Annotated in this window: 23 protein-coding genes; 7 read left to right on the top strand and 16 right to left on the bottom strand. The window is 68.2% G+C overall.

Annotated features, from left to right (window positions below):
• Positions 1 to 89: 89 nt before the first annotated feature.
• The 10 genes from xerC to ACIP5W_RS29485 all read right to left on the bottom strand — a co-directional run bounded on the left by xerC (position 90) and on the right by ACIP5W_RS29485 (position 6,276).
• The gene (gene xerC, locus ACIP5W_RS29530) at positions 90 to 1,259 is read right to left on the bottom strand and encodes a tyrosine recombinase XerC (RefSeq protein WP_401479971.1); all 1,170 of its coding nucleotides are present in this window, start codon (positions 1,257 to 1,259) and stop codon (positions 90 to 92) included.
• Positions 1,259 to 1,441, bottom strand: a complete 183-nt coding sequence (locus ACIP5W_RS29525; RefSeq protein ID WP_388712644.1) for a helix-turn-helix domain-containing protein — start codon at positions 1,439 to 1,441, stop codon at positions 1,259 to 1,261. The genes xerC and ACIP5W_RS29525 overlap by 1 nt, the downstream gene beginning before the upstream one ends.
• Positions 1,431 to 2,780 (bottom strand): replication initiator, encoded by a 1,350-nt coding sequence (locus tag ACIP5W_RS29520; RefSeq protein WP_401479967.1) that lies wholly within the window; start codon positions 2,778 to 2,780, stop codon positions 1,431 to 1,433. Before ACIP5W_RS29520 ends, ACIP5W_RS29525 begins: the two co-directional genes overlap by 11 nt.
• Positions 2,781 to 2,881: 101 nt before the next feature.
• Positions 2,882 to 3,172 carry a SpdD protein gene (locus ACIP5W_RS29515; RefSeq protein WP_401479964.1) on the bottom strand — a complete coding sequence of 97 codons (291 nt, stop codon included), beginning with the start codon at positions 3,170 to 3,172 and terminating at the stop codon, positions 2,882 to 2,884.
• 24 nt (positions 3,173 to 3,196) lie between these two features.
• Positions 3,197 to 3,352, bottom strand: a complete 156-nt coding sequence (locus ACIP5W_RS29510) for a hypothetical protein (protein ID WP_200839754.1) — start codon at positions 3,350 to 3,352, stop codon at positions 3,197 to 3,199.
• Positions 3,353 to 3,368: 16 nt separating this feature from the next.
• On the bottom strand, positions 3,369 to 3,548 hold the full coding sequence (locus ACIP5W_RS29505) for a mobile element transfer protein (protein ID WP_388712654.1): 180 nt from the start codon (positions 3,546 to 3,548) through the stop codon (positions 3,369 to 3,371).
• Between the two features lie 13 nt (positions 3,549 to 3,561).
• Complete coding sequence (locus ACIP5W_RS29500) at positions 3,562 to 4,236, bottom strand: DUF2637 domain-containing protein (RefSeq protein ID WP_388712657.1); 675 nt, start codon at positions 4,234 to 4,236, stop codon at positions 3,562 to 3,564.
• A 24-nt stretch (positions 4,237 to 4,260) separates the two neighbouring features.
• Positions 4,261 to 4,479: a hypothetical protein gene (locus ACIP5W_RS29495; protein WP_388712659.1), complete on the bottom strand. Its 219-nt coding sequence runs from the start codon at positions 4,477 to 4,479 to the stop codon at positions 4,261 to 4,263.
• Positions 4,480 to 4,561: 82 nt separating this feature from the next.
• On the bottom strand, positions 4,562 to 5,923 hold the full coding sequence (locus ACIP5W_RS29490) for an FtsK/SpoIIIE domain-containing protein (protein ID WP_401479959.1): 1,362 nt from the start codon (positions 5,921 to 5,923) through the stop codon (positions 4,562 to 4,564).
• Positions 5,924 to 5,928: 5 nt separating this feature from the next.
• Positions 5,929 to 6,276 (bottom strand): hypothetical protein, encoded by a 348-nt coding sequence (locus ACIP5W_RS29485; protein ID WP_388712664.1) that lies wholly within the window; start codon positions 6,274 to 6,276, stop codon positions 5,929 to 5,931.
• A gap of 192 nt (positions 6,277 to 6,468) precedes the next feature.
• Between ACIP5W_RS29485 and ACIP5W_RS29480 the strand changes: the two genes are divergently transcribed.
• Positions 6,469 to 7,140, top strand: coding sequence for a hypothetical protein (locus tag ACIP5W_RS29480; protein WP_388712667.1), 672 nt, complete (start codon positions 6,469 to 6,471; stop codon positions 7,138 to 7,140).
• A 100-nt stretch (positions 7,141 to 7,240) separates the two neighbouring features.
• Here the strand turns inward: ACIP5W_RS29480 and ACIP5W_RS29475 are convergent, their stop codons facing one another.
• The 5 genes from ACIP5W_RS29475 to ACIP5W_RS29455 all read right to left on the bottom strand — a co-directional run bounded on the left by ACIP5W_RS29475 (position 7,241) and on the right by ACIP5W_RS29455 (position 11,886).
• Positions 7,241 to 8,062 carry an integrase gene (locus ACIP5W_RS29475; protein WP_388712670.1) on the bottom strand — a complete coding sequence of 274 codons (822 nt, stop codon included), beginning with the start codon at positions 8,060 to 8,062 and terminating at the stop codon, positions 7,241 to 7,243.
• A complete protein-coding gene (locus tag ACIP5W_RS29470) occupies positions 8,059 to 8,910 on the bottom strand; it encodes a sigma-70 family RNA polymerase sigma factor (RefSeq protein ID WP_401479954.1) in 852 nt (283 codons plus the stop codon). The genes ACIP5W_RS29475 and ACIP5W_RS29470 overlap by 4 nt, the downstream gene beginning before the upstream one ends.
• A 175-nt stretch (positions 8,911 to 9,085) precedes the next feature.
• Positions 9,086 to 9,487: an ATP-binding protein gene (locus ACIP5W_RS29465; RefSeq protein ID WP_388712676.1), complete on the bottom strand. Its 402-nt coding sequence runs from the start codon at positions 9,485 to 9,487 to the stop codon at positions 9,086 to 9,088.
• A 95-nt stretch (positions 9,488 to 9,582) separates the two neighbouring features.
• Positions 9,583 to 10,431, bottom strand: a complete 849-nt coding sequence (locus tag ACIP5W_RS29460) for a helix-turn-helix domain-containing protein (RefSeq protein WP_401479951.1) — start codon at positions 10,429 to 10,431, stop codon at positions 9,583 to 9,585.
• A gap of 219 nt (positions 10,432 to 10,650) precedes the next feature.
• A complete protein-coding gene (locus ACIP5W_RS29455; RefSeq protein ID WP_401479948.1) occupies positions 10,651 to 11,886 on the bottom strand; it encodes a hypothetical protein in 1,236 nt (411 codons plus the stop codon).
• A 581-nt stretch (positions 11,887 to 12,467) separates the two neighbouring features.
• Here ACIP5W_RS29455 and ACIP5W_RS29450 point away from each other — a divergent pair.
• Positions 12,468 to 12,800 (top strand): hypothetical protein, encoded by a 333-nt coding sequence (locus tag ACIP5W_RS29450; RefSeq protein WP_401479945.1) that lies wholly within the window; start codon positions 12,468 to 12,470, stop codon positions 12,798 to 12,800.
• A 419-nt stretch (positions 12,801 to 13,219) separates the two neighbouring features.
• Entirely contained in the window at positions 13,220 to 14,869 is a 1,650-nt protein-coding gene (locus ACIP5W_RS29445) for a PE-PGRS family protein (protein ID WP_401479942.1), read from the top strand.
• On the opposite strand, the gene ACIP5W_RS29440 is transcribed toward ACIP5W_RS29445, so the two are convergent.
• Positions 14,799 to 15,497 (bottom strand): PE-PGRS family protein, encoded by a 699-nt coding sequence (locus tag ACIP5W_RS29440; protein ID WP_401480020.1) that lies wholly within the window; start codon positions 15,495 to 15,497, stop codon positions 14,799 to 14,801. The genes ACIP5W_RS29445 and ACIP5W_RS29440 overlap by 71 nt on opposite strands.
• Positions 15,498 to 16,339: 842 nt before the next feature.
• Between ACIP5W_RS29440 and ACIP5W_RS29435 the strand changes: the two genes are divergently transcribed.
• The 4 genes from ACIP5W_RS29435 (at position 16,340) to ACIP5W_RS29420 (ending at position 19,409) form a co-directional block, all read left to right on the top strand.
• The gene (locus ACIP5W_RS29435) at positions 16,340 to 17,716 is read left to right on the top strand and encodes a DUF4041 domain-containing protein (RefSeq protein WP_401479939.1); all 1,377 of its coding nucleotides are present in this window, start codon (positions 16,340 to 16,342) and stop codon (positions 17,714 to 17,716) included.
• Positions 17,717 to 17,747: 31 nt separating this feature from the next.
• Positions 17,748 to 18,644 carry a phosphorothioated DNA-binding restriction endonuclease gene (locus tag ACIP5W_RS29430; RefSeq protein WP_401479936.1) on the top strand — a complete coding sequence of 299 codons (897 nt, stop codon included), beginning with the start codon at positions 17,748 to 17,750 and terminating at the stop codon, positions 18,642 to 18,644.
• A 64-nt stretch (positions 18,645 to 18,708) separates the two neighbouring features.
• Positions 18,709 to 18,987, top strand: a complete 279-nt coding sequence (locus ACIP5W_RS29425) for a CopG family transcriptional regulator (protein ID WP_358564974.1) — start codon at positions 18,709 to 18,711, stop codon at positions 18,985 to 18,987.
• Complete coding sequence (locus ACIP5W_RS29420; RefSeq protein ID WP_401479933.1) at positions 18,984 to 19,409, top strand: PIN domain-containing protein; 426 nt, start codon at positions 18,984 to 18,986, stop codon at positions 19,407 to 19,409. Before ACIP5W_RS29425 ends, ACIP5W_RS29420 begins: the two co-directional genes overlap by 4 nt.
• The last annotated feature ends 194 nt before the right edge of the window (positions 19,410 to 19,603 follow it).

The following is a 19,603-nucleotide window of genomic DNA, read 5'->3' as shown; positions in this document are numbered from 1 at the left end:
AACACCAGGTGAGGCACCTAGGAACGTTCCTAGGTGCCTCACCTGTTTCGTCTGCGTGTCTATCTGCGTGACTATCGATTCCCGCGTGTCTACGGCTGCTGCGGATCGGCGCCGAAGATCCCGTCCATGACCACGGCGCCGGTCTGGATCACGGGCCGGATCTGCTTCCGGTAGACCTCCTCTGTGACGGCCGTACCCGAGTGGCCGACGAGCCGGGAGATCACTTCCAGCGGGACGCCCCGGTCGGAGAGCAGGGACACGAAGCTGTGCCGGAGCTCCCGCGGCGTCCACTCGTCGGCGTTGATCCCGTCGACGTCCTTGAGCGCCTGACGGAAGGCGCGGCGGACATTCGCCGCGTCGAGCGGCTTGCCCACGGCCGAGGAGAAGACGAGCCCGTGTTCCTCCCACTTCTCGTCGGCGGCGAGCCGGTCCCAGCCCTGATCCTCGAACTGCTGCCAAAGCGCTTCGACACAGCGCGCCGGCAGGGCGAGGGTGCGCCGGGACTTCCGGGTCTTGGTGTCTCCGGTACGTCGGACCGAACGCCAGACGGCGATGTGGGGAGGCTGCGGCGGGTCCATCTCGGGGCGGCCCTTGAGGAAGACGTGATCCCAGGTGAGGGCCCGCAGTTCCTCGGTACGGGCACCGGTCAGCAGGGCGAGGACGATGTAGGCGTGCATCGAGGTCCCCTCGGCGCCCTTGAGCACGGCCTCAGCCTGGGCGAAGGTGAGCGCCTTGGAAGGGCGCCCGGCCTGCCCCTGGGGGACCGAGCACAGCTCGACGACGTTGCGCTTCACCTTGTCCCGCGCCATGGCCCGCTTGACCGCGCGGTTCAGGCACGAGTGGAGTGACTGGAGGGTGCGGGTGCTGAGGGTCTGCGCCTTCCTGGCGAGCCAGCGGTCCACGTCCTCGGCGCTGAGGTCGCGGAGCTTGCGAGCGCCGAGCGCCGGAATGACGTGCTTCTCACTGAGGAGCGTGGTGGTCGCAAGGGTGCTGGGATCGAGGCCGGCCAGGCCGTAGGCGAGCCAGTCCGTGACAGCGTCCTTCACGGTGTAGTTGGTCGGCGCGATGGCGAGGCCGTCCTCGTGGTCCCGCAGCACCTCCTTGAGCTTGTTCTTCGCCTCCGTCTTGGTCTTGCCACTCCCCCGCTTCACGATCCGCTTGCCGCTCGGGTCGAAGCCGAGGTTCGCCGTGGCGATCCACCGTTGTCTCTTCTCGTCCCAGTGCAGGCCGCCGTCACCGCGGCTACGGCGCTTGGTCATCAGGCGGCACGCCCCATCTCTTCCGCGATGAAGTCGCCCAGAGCGGAAGCCGGAATGCGTCGGCACCGGCCGATCGTGACCGAGGGCAGCCGCCGCGTGCGGATCAGGTCGTAGACGGTGGACCGGCCGAGCCGGAGGCGGCTCATCACCTCGGCGACGGTGAGCAGTTCGTCATGACGCATGGTCGGGTTCTCCTTCCGGGTCGAGAGCGAAGGGGCGTGAGGCGGCGAGCCAGGTCTCTGCGGCGGTCAGGCCGGTGCCGGCGAAGCGCCAGTGGGAGAGGACGAGGACGGTGTCCGGGTCCGGGAGGGGGTGGCCGGCTGCGGCGGCGCGTTCGCGGGTGAGGGCTTCGTTGTGGTCGGTGCGTTCCTGGCGGAGGGCGCCGAGGGTGACGGAGTAGGCGCGGGACTTGGTGGAGAAGTGGCCGCGGAAGCCGAGCATGTGGGCCCACTTGCGTAGGCGGAGGTCTTCGAGTTCGGGCAGGGCGCCGAGGTGCCAGCAGGTGAGGATCATCTGGCGGGCGTGGTCGGTGACGCCGGAGCCGATCAGGTCGGTGATCGGGTTGCGGATGGGGCGGTCGAGGGTGCCCGCGGATTCGGCGCCCTTGGTGGCGTACTTGGCGATGTAGGCGGCCACGGCACGGCTGGACAGGTCGGAGGTGCCCGCGAAGTCCGCCGAGCGGATGGGGCGGATGTCGAGCTGTTTGCCGAAGCGGAAGGTGTGGGCGCGGCCGTCGAGGACCGGGCCGGGTGTCTCGGCGAGGTGGGCGGCCGAGCGGATGGCGTCGGTGAGGAGTTCCGTGGTGGCCCAGTGCGGTGGGGTGTCCTCGGCGCCTTCGGGGCCGTCGAGGCGGATCACGGCATGGAAGTGGACGGCGCCGCGCCGCTGGTACTCGGCGACCTTGGCGTAGGACACCTTGAGGCAGTGGCGCAGCTCGGTGCGGCCGATGCCCGCGCGGGAGGCGAGCTGTTGGCGCAGGTAGGTGGTGAAGCGGGCCCACAGGGCACCGGCGTGCGCGTTCCACAGGACGGCCGCGCGGTAGTCGTAGCGCTCGGGGGCCAGGGGTGTGCCGAGGGCCGGGTCGTCGTCGGCGTGGAGGCGTCCGCAGCGGCAGCGGCCGCCGCCGGGGCGGTTGTGGACGGGGCCGAAGGAAGGAGCGGTGAAGGTGGCGAAGACGCGGGGGTGTTGGGCGACGGTCGGGCCGATGCCCTTGCCGCCGCTGAGGCCGGCCGTGACGAGGTGGAAGGTGTCTCTGCGGTAGACCTCGGCGCAGGCGGCGCACCGGGTGGCGCGGCGGTTGTTGCAGCGAATGAGGAGCTGTCCGGCGGGAAGGTCGCGGTCGACGACCTCACGGACGATCTCGCCGGTGGCGACGTGGACGTCGAGGCGGTGGCCCTCCATCCGGACGGGCCGTTCGCAGCCGCCGAGCCGTTGGATCTGCCGGGCGTAGCCGCCGAGGTCGCCGAACTGGGCGAGGTTCGCCACCTGACGGATGACTCCGGTGGGAGTCTCGGGGCGCATGTGCGGGTTCCTCCAGGAAGTGACGGAGCTTGGGGCAGGCGCCCCGGCTTGTCCAGGGGACTAGACAGTGTGGGCAAGCCGAGGCGCGGAAGGCGATGAGGTCAGCGGCGGTCGCTCTTGAGGATCGAGCGGACGGTGACCGCGCAGACGGCCACGGAGGCGGCGGTGATCGCGACGGCGAGGAGCATGGAGACCAGGACCGTGCCGACGACGAGGACCAGGGCGCCGCCGCCGGCCGCGAGGGCGAGCGTGCTGCCCGCGGTGAGCTGGACGGCCGGGCGGCTGGGCACCGGGGCCGGGGTGGGGGCGTAGGACGTCGGGCTGTAGACGTTCGGGGCCGAGGTGGTGGGGGCCGGGGCGGTGTCCTGCGGCGGGTACTTCGGGGTGAACACGTGGGTGATCCCTTCTGCGGGCGGTCAGTCGAGGAGGGTGGCGACGGCGGGGGCGAGGAAGCTGTTGGCGACGAGGTAGCCGCCGAGGAGGAGCAGGGCGACCAGCCACCACGGCGGGCGGGCGAGCTGGATGCCGAGGACGGCGACGACGAGGACGGCGAACCAGAGCGGGACGTCCATGGCGGTGATCTCCTTCTCAGGCCTTGCAGCGGTGGGTGCGGGCGGCGAGTTCGGCGGCGGCGCGGCTGTCGTACTCGGCGGCGAAGTCGCAGTTCGGCGCCGTGCAGGCGGCGAGGTGGCGGTTGCGGCCGCGGGCGAGGTACGAGGCGACCTGTACGGGGCCGATGCGGCGGACGTTGCGGAAGCGCGGGTTCATGGGCGGTCCCTTCTCAGAGGTGGGCGGCGACGGACGGCGTCATGGAGGGCGGGAGACCGAGCCGGGCGCGTACGGCGTCGGGGTCGGCCGCCTGTCCGGTGGTGGCGCGGTGTTCCTCGGCGAGGGCCTGGACGCGGTCGACGAGGGCGGGCGGCAGGACGATGGCGGGAGCGGGCGGCGGGTCAGTGCCGAGGCTGGCGGGAGGCTCGTCGGCGACCGGTTCCGTGGGCGGTGGCGGGAGCGCGTCACGGTCGGGTTCGTCGACCACGGGGGCCGTCTCCGCGGGCTTCGGGGCCGTGGGTTCCTTCGGGGTGCGGGGCGTGTGGGCCAGGAGGGTTCCGCCGAAGAAGGCGACGGCGGGCCAGCCGGCCACCACGACGCGCAGCGAGGCGGGGACGTCGTCCAGGTCGAGAAGTCCGGCGGTGGCGACGTTGGCGCCGAGGGATGCGGCCAGGGCGACCAGGAACCACAGCCTCGGCCCCCCGGCCGGGTGTCCGGCGCGCTGCTGTTCGCGCATCCGGCGCCAGGCGGCGACCAGGAGCAGATCGACGCTGACGGGGTAGGCCCACGCCTTCCAGCCGCCCTGTCCGGCCGCTTCTGCGAGGTCGTGCAGGTGGGAGAAGGACAGGGCGCCCGCGATGACGGCTTGGACAATCACGGCGTCCACGCGGGCGAGGTGGGCACGCATCGGCTCGCGATCCCTTCCGTGCGGTCAGTTGGCGGGCTTGAGCGAGTCGGCACGCTCACGGGCCAGGCGGGCCACCTCGGCGGCGTCGGCGTCGCCGGGCGTGTGAGCCGCGATGCGCTCCAGCAGATCCGCCTTACGACTCATGAGCGCCGCGTACTCGGCGGAGGTGCGGTACGGGTTCTGGCGGAGCGCGGCCAGGTCGGCGACGAGGGCGCTGACCTCGGCGATCGAGGGACGGGACACGGGGCTTCCTTCCGGTTCAAGGCATGGGAGGGGTAGGGACGTGGCGCGAAGCGGTCACGCCGACCGTGGAAAGGGGGTGCGGCTACTCGGCCACCGGGCGAGCGGTGGGCACGGGAGTGGCGGGAGCGGCCACCCCGGCGGGCTCGGCGGCGACGGCCAGCCGGAAGGAGTCGAGGCGGGGCAGTTCCGGCACGAGGGCGGCAGTTGCGCGGCAGACGGCCGCCGCTTCGTCGAGGGTGAGGTGCGGGGAGCGGGCGCGGGACCAGCCGCCGGAGGAGTCGCCGAGGATCGCGACGCCGGGTCGTTCGGCCGGGATGGAGGTGGCGGCCAGCGCCGCCTCAGGGGAGATGTCGGCGAGCGCCATGTTCGCCGAGGACTCGTCGTTCACACGGTGGCAGACACGGCCGGTGAGCTGGGCCCGGAGCATGGTGGCGCCCTTACCGAGTTCGGAGCCGAAGCGCTGCCCGCAGACCTCCAGGTAGATGCCGGCCGCGCGGCCGAGCTGGGCGATGCGGATGAGCTTGGTGACCATCGCGTCGCGCCGCTTCTCGTCGTCCCGGCTCGCGGCGAGGAAGAGTTCCGCCACCTCGTCGACGACGACCACGACCGGCACCGGCCGCACCTTGTCCGGCAGCCCCCATACGTCCGAGGTCAGAACGGTGTCCGGTCCGGCAGAGGCGAGACCGATGAGGCGGAACCGTGCCTCCATCTCTTCCAGCAGGGCGTCGAGGAGTTCGTTGGCCCGGTCCGGGGTGTCGGCGAGGGCCGACAACCGCGGTGCGAATGGGGCGAGTTCAACGCCCCACTTGCAGTCGATCCCGACGAGGACGACCGGTTGCCGGGCCAGACCGCACAGCAGGTTGCGCAGGTAGACGGACTTGCCGGACTGCGTGGCGCCGAGGATGAGTTCGTGCGGCACGGCGCGGAAGTCCCGTACGTGCCAGCGTCCGTCATCGCGCAGCGCCAGCGGCAGGGAGAGAAGACCGCCACTCTGCTGCCGGGGCCGCCGCACGTCCGCGAGGACGTCCCAGCCGATCAGCCGCAGTTCGAGCCGGCCCGGCTTGGTGGGACGGATGTGGACGGCATGAGCGGACCAGGCATGGCGCAACCGGTCGGCCGAGGCCATGAAGTCCTCCGGTGCCTGCCCGGTCGCCATCCGCAGCCGCATCACGAGGCCGGACCCGGTCGGCACCGGGAACGACCGACGAGGCGGTACGGGTGCCGCTTCCCGCCCGATCATCCGGGCCGTGGCCCGACGGACGGCCGAAGCCGGCACCGTCAGACCACAGGCGTCCATCGTGGCGCGATAGGTGGCGAGCACACGCAGCGCGACGAGCGGATACCCGACGAGCCACCAGAAGACGACCGGCATACGACGCCGCAGCACCAGCAGCGCAGCGAGTGCCACCAGGCAGAGCGACAGCGCCCACAGGGTGTCGGTCACGGCGCTCAGCCCTGGACCGAGGCGGGAGCGTTGACCATAACGGCGTCCGCCCGGTAGGCGATGCCGTGCCGCATCCGCCCGCCGAACTCGCTCTCCCAGGGCCGGGCGACGAGGCCCGACAGGATGACCGGGGCGCCCATCACCAGGCCCTCACCGATGCCCGCCTCCGGAACGGTCACCTTGATCATGTCCGAACCGCCCTGCGCGATGAACACCAGCTCCAGCACCATGAGCCGCTGGTTGGTCACCGGGTCCACAGCTACCTCACCGGTCTGACGGTCCTTCACCTTCACCTCCGGCAGCTTCGTGACGAGCAGCGTCGCGGCCGAGACGTCCACGGGGATGACACGCATTTTCTGAACCTCACTGGTTGGCGGCGCCGGTTGGCCGGCACCGTTCCGACTGGATACCCCCCTAGACAGCAGAGGAGTGATCCACCCCAACTGTCTAGGGGGGTTGACGGCAACAGTAGGCCGACACCCCGCCAATTGTCTAGGGGGGTATACGAGCTGAGGTTGTCCAGCCGTCCGATGTAGCGTCCGCCTATGAACCTCCACCTCTACAACGGCGTTCCCGACGGGCTGACTCGAAGGGCTCGATCCTTCGTGAGTGCGCACGGCATCAGGGTCGGTGTGAAGCCGGTCGAGGAGCACCGGGGGTGGTGGCTGGAGCGGGACATCCCAGCGGAAGTAATCGACCGGATGGCTGCCTACCAACAGCGATGGGGAGGTCTGGTCTTGCCGCCCGGGCCGCAGTACGACGGCGGCCCCAAGTACCTCAACCCCGACGCGCCGGAAGGCTCACCCTCTGAAGGGTGGTCGTTCGAAGCAGGAGATCAGCGGACCGCAGTCCCCTACTCGTTCATGATCGGACCGGCCGGTGAGTTCGGCATCCATTCCCACCAGTGGACTCCGCTCCATGCATCTGTCGAGGGATGGGTGGAGTCGCTTGCGCTGGCCCACCATGCCTCCATGTGGGCGAAGCAGATCACCAAGATCACCGGTGACGCTGTCGACGGCGTCGAGCTGGACGCCTACGAGCCGGTGCGAGAGGTAAGAGGGCTGGCGGACAACTGGTGGCGAGGTACCGATTGCCTGGTGGCGATGTATTCAGGAGAAGCCGAGTCTCTGTCATTCCCCGCGGCTCGTACTGCGTTGATCTACTCCGGCCTTGACGAGTGGGGGTTGCGAGGAGGCGTCGAGGACAGTGACGTCTAAGGACGCTGGAGCGCAATGCGCCCGGCCCATTCCCGCATGAGGGGGACCGACCTACCCCTCTGAAGCAGGCTGGCCTGTGTCAGCGTGAGACACAACAGACCTAAGGCAGCACCCAGTGCAGAACGGTGGCATCGTCATGCGTTTTGCCTCGCGGCCAGCGCCGCCCGTCGGGGTCGTCGGCTTCAGCTTCCCGCACGCGGCGGATCAGCTCGGAGGGCCCCGACGAGTCGAGAACGGCCACGGTCTCTTGCCAGGTGGTGAGTTCGAAGCGGTCGACGAGTCGCGTCGCTCCGTCGCTCAGCAGCGTCACGGAGGACAGAGAGTCCAGCTCTGCTGTCCCCGTGAGGGTGTGTTCGGCCGCGCGAGGATCAGGCCCGGCGATCCAGAAGCCGCCCGGCCGGTTACGCAGGCCGGTCAGCGCGTCGCGGTACTCCGCCAGGGCGGCGGCATGCTCAGGCGAGCCCGTCGGCAACGCGTCGACCGGTCCGCGTAGCCGCCGGCCGACGTCGTCCAGGCGCCGGTCGGTAACGACGGTGACCCCGGGCCCCTTGTCCGCGAGGAGGAGCGAGGAGTCACCGAGAACGAGGTACTCCAGGGCATCCACACCAGCCCGGACGGCAACGACCGTGCTGGTCGGACTGGCCCGGTGGACGAGGTCGCAGACACCTTCGTGCAGCGATCTGACGGAGTCGATCGCGTCGGCCAGGCATGCGGCCAGCGGCCGGGCGGGGTGCGCGGTGATGGTGCTCAGCAGCAGCCCGCCCAGCGTCGCGGAGAACCAGGCGACACCGTGCGTGCACCCGGTTTCCGCCTTGGCGACGCCGGCGCCGTCCAGGAGAACGGCCGCTCCGGGAGCGGCGGCGGCGAAGTCCTCGTTCTCCCGGCCCGGTTCGGCGGGCAGCGAGCCGAGGGTGACCCTCACGCCGTCGACTCCTCGTCGTGCCGGTAGAGGGGGGTGAGCAGTTCGACGGAGCGCGGTTCGCTGGTCTCGGGGTCGTACTCGACGCCGACCAGGGTGGAGAAGAGATGCTCACCCACCTGCCCCCAGACCGTGTTCAGGTCGGAGGCGAGCAGCTGGACGACGCCGAGGGAGCCTTGCGTGTGGATACCGGCGATGGCGAGCAGCGAGCCCTTGCCGTCGGGGCGTGGCAGCCGGCCGACGTATCCGACGTCGTACGGGCGCGCCGGATCGCTGTCCTGTCCGGACCGGTACACCGTGCCGGTCCGGCGGTCGACGAGCGTCCACGGTCCGTCTTCCGCGCGCTCCCAGCGCAGTACCGGATCCTGCGCGTAGGTGTCCCACATCTGCTGGGACATCCGCGGGCCGCAGACGACGACCAGGCCGTCACGGTTGAGGTCGATCTCACCGGACACCGGCACGTGCTCGGAGGTGACATCGAGACCGTACGACCGGGCGAGGTCCTCGAGACGCTTGCCCGAGCTGACATCGTCCACGGCAACAACCGTGCGCCCGCGCTCGTCGTCCCGCCGCAGGGGGGTGGCGACGACGACGGAACCGCGCCCGAGGAAGGCACCTTCCGGCGCCGGACCGGTATGGCGAATCTGATGGATCCGGCCCCGGCTCAGGCCGGCTTTCGTGGCGATCTGCGCATACGACAGCCCTTGGGCGTGCAGATCCTGGACCACTCGACGGCGAAGCCGGGCGAGTTCGGTCACCTCCTGCTGCGCGTCGGCCAGACGCGTCGTGACCTCCCGCAGCAGCAGGTACGGGTCATCGATCGCCATAATGCGCCGCAACTCGTCCGACATGGCTTCACCTCCTATGACTACCCAGGAGTCTAGGGCCCTAGACAGAAAGGGCGCGAGCCGCCGTCCAGAAGGAACGCCGATCACGTAGAACCCGGCTCTGCGACGGGGCACCCCGCGAGGGCTCACGCCCCACCGCCCGACAGACCGGGGCAGACCACCGAGGCGCAGGCCATCATCAGCCGCTCACCCGCGCCAGGTCGACCCAGATGCAGCGTGCACCGCCGGGCCGGTCCTTCACTCCCCAGTCCTTGGCGTACGCGTCGACGAGGAGGAGTCCGCGGCCGCCTTCGTCCACCAGAGTCTTCACGCCCCGCACCATCGGTTCTTCGTCGCCGCCCTGATCGGTCACCTGGATGCGCAGCAGGTCGTCAGTGAAGCCGATGACCACGAGGAACCATCCGCGATACCAGCCGCTTCGCGTGTGCTGGACGGCGTTGGTCGCCAGTTCGCTGACGACCAGGACGGCATCCTCGACGAGGGTCGAGTCCTCGCCCTCAAGGAGAGCGGCAACGAAGTGGCGCGCTTCGGCCACGTGTCCGACTTGGCCAGGGAACATGCGGGCCCACTTTTTGGACATGGGAAAGCTCCAGTTCGTCTAGGGGACTAGACAGCACAGCGGCAGAGTATTCCCACGCGACACCACAGAGCCAGGCATGTTGAGGAATTATTCCTCTAACGGGTGGCGGAAGTCTCCAGATCCCGGAACTCCGCCATCACCTGAAGCAGCAGTTCCCGCACCTCAGGCCCGAAGACCGCTGCCCCCGCGAAGCGGCTGAACGTCTCCTCGTACGCGGCCACTTCGGCGGAGTCGTCCACGACCTGTTCGCCGCGGAAGGTCTCGACGACCACGGCACGCGAGTCGCACAGGGTGAAGCCGTGCCGAGGCATCACCGGCACAGGCCGACGCCACGGGATGACGCCGAGACGGACGGTTCTCAGGCTCTCTACGGCCATCAACCGGTCGAGCTGGGCGAGCATCAGCGCGGGACTCCCCGGCCACGTCCTCAACACGCCTTCCGTCAGTACGAACACCGACTCGCGCCCAGGCTCGTACAAGAGGCTCTGCCGCTCGACACGGGCGGCCACAGCTCGGCCGACTACCTCAGGAGTCGTGTGAGGTGCGCTGTCGAAGACGTGCCGGGCGTACTCCGCACTCTGGAGCATGGCCGGCAGGACGACACATTGGAACGACCGGACCAGCCGAGCGGATCGCACCGCTTCATCAAGGGTCGCTCCGTCAAGAGCCTCACTGGAAGCCTTGGCGGTCTCCGATGCGGCCATCACCGCGACCAGGAGGTCACGCACCTCACGAGCGGTCGACCCGTCCAGGCCGAGAGCATCCGACAGACGATCCAGGACGTCCGCACTCGGGACCATCCGCCCGTTCTCCACCTTGGACACGGTCGGTTGACCCACACCGGCCCGCTCCGCCAAGGCGGCACCCGTCAGGCCGGCTTCTGCACGCAGCCCACGAAGACGTGCCCCAAGCGCCTTCATCAGCTCTCGCCGCTCACTCCCCATGCCAGGGTTCTACACCACGAGGGACGCGGTACCGGCCGACGGAAGCCAGATCAGCACCGGCAGAGCAGCCATGATTCAAACTTTCTCTACTGGTTCAAGGCGGCTCGCTCCGCTCCCCGCGCGCGGCCCGGCCCCCGGCCGGGCCTGCGCTCCTGCCTCCGTCCCGCTCCAGCCCGGCCGGCGCCCGTGCCGCACCCAGGGCAGCTGCAAAAGAAGTCTCTAGTCCAAGTGAATACGAGCTTGCGGCAGCCCGCTTTGGGCCGCAAGCAATAGCAGTTTCGCCGAGGCGGACTGCATCCGCCGGACAACTTCCCGGGTGAATTCAGCCTCTGGAGGTGAGATAATTCCAAACCTATGCAGCCCAAGCCACATCTCACCACCGTGAAGTCTGCCATCGTGAACGGTGCGCGACCTGTCATTGTAGACGCGGTGAAGGTAGGTCGCTTCCGAATCGCTAGCAACCCGCTTCAGGGTTTCTCGGAACTTATCCGCAATTCTGACATGACCTCTACAAGCGGAACACCTGTCCTCGCGGTAAATCATGAGAGAGATCGCCTCAATGCAAGACACGAAAGAGACCAGCGCTAGGCTCGGATGGTTATCCAGAATGCGAACCCCCTCCATGTGCATAGCGAGCGCTGAATCGAGCTTTCTACTTCCGTTGAGCTTCTTCCAGGCATCGCCCAGCCAGGCCGGAACTGAAACAGTCAGGAACTGACTTTCCGCAGGCAGTTCTACGGGAATTTCCCTGGACCAATGCGGGTAGCGCGGAGTTTCACGAGGCACTCTTGAAGTCGTCAACGAAGGGCGGTCCCGGACATCGATCGGGGTGTCCCAAGCAAGAGAGAGCAGTGCAGCCAGCCTGTTCACGTCCCTGGCGGCCTTCTTCTCGGCATCCTGCCACGTACGCGCCGTTGCCGTTCCTCGAACTTCAATTGGAAACGACACCATCATATGCCAGGAATTCAACGACGAGACAGTGTTAACCACCGGTTCCACGAGTGCTGTTTCTGACTGAGTCAGACTCATTTGACATGCCCGGGAATCCGCTCCGAGCTTGACGGTCGGGTATGAGACTTGTGACGGCTTTTGGCCAATGAGTGCCGTCCACTTGTGCGCAGAATCCGGAATACTCAGTGCCGAGGTGGCCTGCTGGGCGATATCCAGCCAGTGTGACTTTACGGCTTCGCCAGCTTTGGGAAGGGAGCCAGCTAGGGCTACAGTGACTCTTCCGTCGTCCCTCGGAATGATCAGAACTCTTGGGTTTCCAGGCCCACTTCCATCCGGCTGGAGCTCAACTAGTACCGGACCTCCAATTTGCCCTTCAGTCGTGTACCCGGCAGAACCAGAGTAGCCAGAAAGTTCGTGCATTTTATCCAGCCACTCGGCACCGCACTCCTGCCACGGCACCTCGAAATCACCGATCTCCTCAATCCACTCCACGTCCAAGCCCATAGCAACTCCTTCCGGACTGGTGCCAAGGATCCCAGAAGTCCTCCTTACGGCGCATCGAGTTTGTGAGCACTGATGGTGAGTGATTCCAGAAGGTCAACCTTGGCTGTACCCCGCAAAGCGGTGCCGCTGGCAGGAAGGGTCTCTGCAGGCTTCTTCGAGGCTCCCGCCGCATGCCGCCGCCCAGTACGGCGCTGGCCCAAGGCAAACAAGCGGCGTGGCTGAGGCCGGTGGGGGTGCAGCGAGGCACACGCGTGCGTGGTCGGTCGACGCGCCCGCCGCTCTGGCTGACTGTCGTCGGCTGAGGTTCAGACGGGGCGCATCGAAGGTGCCGGCCACCAGCTGAGCGCGCCGAGACTGGGCCGTCCCTGGGCCGTCCGAGGCCCCTCGACAGTGGCCAACGACGACCAACGACGACCACCAGGCGCACGAGCCCACCGCCCCTGACCAGCAAAGACCCAGCTCACCAAGATCCCCGGCAAGACCCAGGGCAAAAGGACATCTGTGAGTGAAGGGCCTTGACCACCTGTGGCCGCGCAGGTCGCGAGCGGCTGTCCAACAGCACAGCGTGTGCATCATGAGGCATGGGGATTGATCTGGAGCTGCACTCATCACGGCCGGCGCGCAAGAACTGGCGCGCGACGCTCTTGCAGAGTTCCTACGGGCATGGCGACGCTCTGGCCGATGCTCTCGGATCGCTTCAACTCCTCGGCATACCCGGGAGGCTCACTGCCGTCGATCTGTACGGGGACACGTTGATGAACGAGCAGGAGGCCGCAGCCGCCGTCCGTGAGATTGACGATCTGAAGCAACGATGCAGTGACGAGCGTCAGCTCGCCGCATTGGACGACCTCGCGAGGATGCTGGGTGAGTGCGCAGCCACTCCAGGCAGTTACCTGTGGTTCGTGGGCGACTGAAGCTCACGTAGCGCCTGCCGGGTGAGTGTCTAACTGAGTGACAACACCGACGGACAGTAGCGGACGGGGGCGGACGCCTGCGGACCATCGGAGCAGGTGAGAGCCACACCAGCCCAAGGCAGCGCCCCCACCCAAGTTGCTTCGGGACGAAGAGGTCGTGGGTTCAAATCCCGCCACCCCGACAGAGAAACACCAGGTCAGGCCCGGTGCTGAGAGATCAGCACCGGGCCTGATTTGTTGTGTGGCCCCGTTTTGGGAGCCGTTTGGGAGCCAACTGGGTGTGATCTTCGGGATCCGGCTCCCGGCGGCTCCCGGCGAGGGGCGTTCCGCCTTCGAGTGCGCTGTGCGCCGGGTGCACCCCGGGAGGGCCCTTCCCCACAGCTTGTGCCGGGGAACCCCCGGACGGTACGACGATCGCCATGCACCCATGGTCTCCATTAAATGACCGGCAGCTCGCGCTCCTCACTCGCATCGGTGGGGACGGAACCGACCCCGTCACGTCGGACAACCCCGAGCTCGCGACCACGGCCCGCGCGCTCAAGGACCGGGGCCTGATCACAATGCCCAAGAAGAAGGGGAAGTGGCAGGCGGAGATCACCGACGCGGGACGCTTCTACCTGGAACACGGGCATCATCCCGACCGCCCCGAGCCAGCTCCACGCAGACCTCGTTCGGCGGCATATGGAGCCAAGGCGCCGGCTGCACCTCGCCCTCGGCAGGACGCCGCTCCCCCACCCGAGACCAAGCCAGCCCTGCAGCGTGCCGTGAAACCCACACGCCCGTCACCAGCGGAAGTCGAGGCGGCACTGATCGTACAAGTGCAGGAAGCCGGACGATTCCTTCGGGTCCCGGACCCCAGCGACGCGGAACGGGCTCGGTATCGCAGAGCCTTCGACGCGGCACGGCAGCGCGCCCCGGAGGGATACCACCTGAAGTACAGCGGGCGGGCGAAGGGGGACTTCTTCCTCGGCCTGCTCCGGGTGACCGGTGAGGACGACACCGAGTGGAACCGGATCCGCCTGGCACGCAGCCGTGTGATCACCGACGTCAAGGACGTGCTCGCCGCAGTCACCGCGGACCACAGCGCCTTCGAGATCTCCGAGGAGGTCCTGCCGAGAGTGCTCGAGCTGCTCGGGCTCCTCGCCGAGCAGGCTCTCGCACGGTACGGCGAGATCGCGGTGTCCAAGAAGCGCAAGCAGCCCAGGCCGCTGCTTACCGTCCACGGCAGAACGTACGAGATCAGCTTCCGCGAGCGGCAGAAGCAGGTCCGGTACGTACCCAAGCAGCCCGGCCGCCGTACGTACGACTGGCAGCGGGTCGCCCCGGCGCACAAGTTCGAGCCGTCCGGCGAGCTGGAACTGGTGGTTGGCCAGCACTCGGGCTACGGCTACGGCCACAGCTACGGCTGGAAGAAGGAGTGGGCCGACACCGCCAAGAAGCCCTTGGAGGAGCAGATCGGCTCAGTCTTCCGGGCGTTGAAGGCGCGCGCGGAGGAGCAGGAGCGGGCTCGGCTGGAACATGAGGCGGAGCAGCAGCGTCTGCGAGAGGAACGAGAGCGGCAGGAGGCAGAGCGCCGGCGGCTGGAAGCGGAGCGGGAGGAACGCGAACGGCGGGAGTGGGAGGCCGCCGTCGGTGTCGCTTCGATCAAGGCCGCTCACGCGGCACGGGACAAGCACTTCGGCACGGCCCTTGAGCGGTGGCGGGCCGCAGGGGAGATCAGGGCTTTCTGCGCCGCTCTGGATGAAGCCGCCGTCGCGTCGCAGGATGCCCTCGAAGCCGAGAGACTGCGAGAGTGGTCGGCTTGGGGAAAGACGGAGGCCGACCTGCTCGACCCCACCATGAACGGCAGGGGCCTGGCCTCGCTCAATTTCCATGCGGAGCCGACAGGAGATCAGCTGCGACCGTTTCTCGACGGCTGGCACCCGCACCGGCCGGAGAAGGAGAAGCCGCCGGCGCAGCCCGCGCCGCCCAAGCCGGAGCCAGACCCGTGGCGAGGTGTCATCGACGCACGTCAGGATCAAGGCTGGAGATATGGACGCCCAGGTCGCGCTCAATGGTGGAGGCGATGACGCCGTGGCCGCGGTCGCGTAGGGCCTTGACCGCCTTCTCGACCGACCCCCCGAGCCGGATGACCTCGGCGCGCAGCGCAACCAACTCGTCGTAGCGGTCAGCCTTGTCCCGGCCGCACCACGCTCGGACGGTTCGAAGGACTGCTGCCTCCGCGTCCAACTTGCGCTCGTCACGCCGACTGCAGGAGTACCAGGAGGGCTGGGCACGCTCCTGCTCGATGTCCTGCTGCTTGCGGTCCACCTCCGGAAGAATCTCGTCGGCGAGGCGTACGGCCACGTGGCGGGCGATGCGCTCGGTGACCGGCCACCCGGCCAGGCACATTCCGCGGTGGTTCTCGAACACCATGGTGTCGCCGCGTAGTTCGACGACGTCCATGCCGATGAGCGGCGCGGTCTCGTCGAGGCGGCTCAGCTCCAGAACGCCTGCGTCCGCCACCGTTCGGCGTAGTCGCAACCTGTTCTTGGGGCGAACGAATCCGAGGATCATGCGGGAGGCCTCGAATTCCGTGCTGCCTCGGACATGGCGTGAGGACTCCGCCAGTGCCAACTCCGCCGCGTCGTCAGCGCGGAAGGCATCGACATCCGACCACGGTGCCACGAGAGAGCCGGAGCTGATCCACTCCTGCAGGCCAGCGGCATCGCCTTAGAGGAACCGCACGTGGATCCAGCCAGATCTGCCAGGGCCACCGACGCGGACGACCTCCACCTGGCGAACCGCGCCGCCCAGTTCCTTCGGCCTCGCGCGGTAGGCCCAGTGCTCGCCAATCTCCATGTGCCTATTGAGCCAGGACTGTTGGGCCCGTCACTGGGCGTTTGCCATAACTACCGGCGCCGCTCCTCATCACCAGGTTGACGCCACCCTGCGATGCATCGCGCGAGATGTCTTCGCCCCGCCAGCAACTGCAGGGAGACACAGCAGCACGTCCGGCCATCCGCGCTGTCCCTCGTAGCGTTTCTCACCGGACGACGCTCCCTTCTGGCTCGTCGGCCGGTTCGCCCGGGCGGGGACTTCGTCACGTGCCACCTGGAAGTCGTGTCCCTCCCCCGGAAAGATCCTCACGCATAGTCACAGGATGGTCACGAGGTGGAATATGCGGGTGATCAAGGGGCCTATCACCCGGAAAATGTCACTCTACGTTTGCCGGGAATATCCGGTGCCCTGTGTGCTGGGGAGCCTCAGGGGCGAGGGGGTGGGGAATGACTACTTACCGTTTCAATCCGCCACCGGGTTGGCCTGTGCCACCCGCGGGATGGATGCCGCCGCCGGACTGGCGGCCCGATCCCACGTGGCCCCCGATGCCGGCAGGATGGCAGCTGTGGGTTCCTGAGTCCGACTCCACCACCGACGCCCTCACTGTGGGCCCTGCCACGGGAGCCTCTGCGGTGCCGGTCACGGCCGCTGCCGGGAGCACGACCGCGGTGCCGACGCCTCGAAAGGGAGGGCTGTTCGGGCGTCGGCGTTCGGATGCCGTGTCCGAGGCCGAAGAACTGCGGGCGTGGGTCGAAAGAACACAGGGGCTGGATGCCGCGCAGGTCGCCGGCCTCGTACGGCAGGTCGAGGCGGAGGCCGCAGCACTGCGTGAGCGGACGTCCGCCGAAGCCGCCGAGGAGGCCGAGGGGATCCTCAAAGACGCGCGCGAGACGGCGAAGGAGATTCTCGCCGACGCGCGCCGTACGGCAAAGGAGACCGAACGGGTCCGCAAGGAGGCCGACCGGCACCGCAAGGACGTCTTCGACGCCGAGCGACGGCTTGCCGAACTGCAGGGCCGGATCGTCAACGCCGACGAGACCGCCATGCTGCAGGAGGCCGGGATCTACGCCTACCGGCATGCGCTGCACGACGCGATCGCCTACCGCAGCCGGCTCGACACGCTGCAGAACGAGATCAAGGCGCTCGCCCGTGCGGGCCGCGCCGTCCAGGCGGCCACGGACTGGACGGTCAACGGCTCCAAACGCGAAGGCCAGAAGATGGTCCGCGACTTCTCCAAGCTCATGCTGCGCGCCTACAACGCCGAAGCCGACTACGCCGTACGGTCCATGCGGCCGCACCGGCTGAGCTCCCTCGTCGACCGGCTCTACAAGAGCCGCGAGACGATCGCCCGGCTCGGTGCCACCATGCACATCCGGATCACCGACGAGTACCACAACGCGCGCGTGAGGGAGTTGGAGCTGACTGCTGACTTCCTGCAGAAGAAGGAAGAAGAGAAGGAAGCCCAGCGCGAGTTACGCGCCCGGGAGCGCGAGGAGGCAGCGGCCCAGCGGGAACTCGACCGGCAGCGCGAGAAGCTGAACAAGGAACTCGGTCACTATCAGTCAGCACTTGACCGCCTGCGCGAGCGCGGTGACGAGGCGGGCGTGGCGGAGATGGAGGCCAAACTGGCCGAGATCGAGAACGCTCTGCAGGACGTCGAGTCCCGCGCGGCGAACATCCGCGCCGGCTACGTGTACGTCATCTCGAACATCGGCGCCTTCGGTGATCGCATGGTGAAGATCGGCATGACCCGTCGGCTCGAACCACTGGAGCGCGTCTACGAGTTGAGCGGCGCGGCCGTACCCTTCCGCTTCGACGTGCACGCGCTGATCTTCAGCAAGGACGCGGTCGGCCTGGAGACGGAACTCCACCGGCAGTTCGCCTCGAAGCGGGTCAACCAGGTCAACAGTCGCAAGGAGTTCTTCTACGCCACCCCGGCGGAGGTACGCGATGCGCTGCAACGGTTCGCCGGACAGCACCTGATCGAGTTCACCGAGGAACCCCAGGCGCTGGAATGGCGGGCCGGCAGGCGCACGGGCGGCGAAGCCGTTGCGCCTGCCGCAGGCGCAGGAGGAGTTGCCACCCGGACAGCGTGATGTGCGGCGAAGCATCACTACGATCACGGTCATGGATTGGCTGGAGCGTGCCGCGAACCTGAGGCAGTGGAGTCGCGACGGAGCGCGGGCGCCGCACAAGCCGTTGCTGCTGCTGTACGCGCTGGGCCGGTTCCAGGCTGATGCCGAGGACGAGCTGCAATACACCGCGGTGGAGGCCGATCTGAAGCAACTCCTGGCGGAGTACGGCCCGACGCGTGGAACCACGCCCGCCTATCCCTTCCACCATCTGGTCAGCGACGAGGTGTGGGAGGTACGGACCGATCGCGGCGTCGGCAGCCCCGGCACGGGAGTACGGGAGCTGCGGGCCAGTGGGGCCACGGGGCGGCTGGCCCCGGACCTGCGGCTGGCGCTGCGGCGGGAACCGTCACTGCTGGGCCGTATGGCAAGGGTGCTGCTGGACCTGCACTTCCCGCCGTCGTTGCACCAGGACCTGTGCGAGACGGTGGGCCTGGAACTGGAGCTGGCGGAGACAGTCGCGCTGGCAACGCCCGAGAGGCGGCAGCGGGACCGGCGGATGCGGGAGATGGTGCTGACTGCGTACGAGTACCAGTGCGCCTTCTGCGGCTACGACGGCATGATCGGCGCGACGCCCGTCGGGCTGGAGGCCGCGCATGTGCGCTGGTGGGCGTTGGCCGGCCCGGACGAGGTCGACAACGGGCTGTGCCTGTGCTCTCTGCACCACAAGCTGTTCGACAAGGGCGTGCTCGGCATCGGCGACGGCCACCGCATCCTGGTCTCGCAGAGCTTCGTCGGCCGCAGCCCCGCCGCCCGCGAGCACGTCACAGGGCTCGCCGGCCGCCCGCTCATCGGACCTCAACCGGGCGCCCGCCCCGTCGCGGCGACCTACCGCTCCTGGCACACCAGCCAGGTCTTTCACGGCATCCCACGCCCCGCCCCGGCCGCCTGATCGCCGGGCGTCGATCACGTGACCCACTGGTAAGGAGTGCGATACCAAGAGTATGGTCTCTTGTATGGCGACAAAGAAGGTAACCGTGACGATTCCCGAGGATCTCCTGGACGAGATCCGCGCGGACGCCGCAGAGCGGGGCCTGTCGGCGTACGTCGCCGAGGCTCTGCGCTTCAAGCGTGACCGGGACCGGCTCCGAGAACTGGTCGACTGGCTGCAGGAAGAACACGGCCCCGTCACCGAGGACGAACATGCGGCAGCGCTCGACGAGCTGGACGAACTCGACGCGGAACACGAGCGGCGTCGAACCACCGGAAAGCACAACGCCGGAGAGGCTGCGTGAAGAAGCGAGCTGGTGAGCGCGGACAGCGGCCGCTCCGTGTCTTCGTACTGGACTGTGAAGCCCTGTCCCTTGCGGTGCGCGGCGATCGGAAGATGATCGCCTGGCTCGACCTCGCGGCACGAGAGGAAGCCGAGGTGGTGACGTCCCCGATGACACTGGTTGAGGCGTACGACGGCAGAACGACCGAACAGCGCTGGGACTGGGTCCTGTCCCGGCTCCAGGTCGTCGACATCGGGAAGGACGAGGCCCGCCAGGCACGCCGGCTCCTGGCCGACGCCAAGTTGCACGGCCACAAGTACGCGATCGACGCCGTGCTCGCCGTCATCGCGCGACAGCAGAAGGGGCAGGTCACCGTCTTCACCTCGGATGTCGACGACCTGGAGAAGCTGGTGCCGGACACGATCGTCGTCAAGAAGGTGTGACCCGACCCGCCCCCCTCCAGCGCCCGCATCCACGCTGGTGAGCACCCGCGACCCTTGGGAGTCATCTGGGAGCCGACCCGCTCCCGAAGCCCCCTCCACGCCACCCGAGACCAACCGGGACCACCCACCTGACCTGTACAAACACAATCCAGGCAGGAAAGGTCATCAACCGATCCTCATTCGGGACGAAGAGG

This window comes from Streptomyces sp. NPDC088766 (assembly GCF_044750845.1).
Classification (GTDB): Bacteria; Actinomycetota; Actinomycetes; order Streptomycetales; family Streptomycetaceae; genus Streptomyces.
Note: the sequence above shows the minus strand (reverse complement) of the source record. Positions and strands in the feature narration are given on the sequence as shown.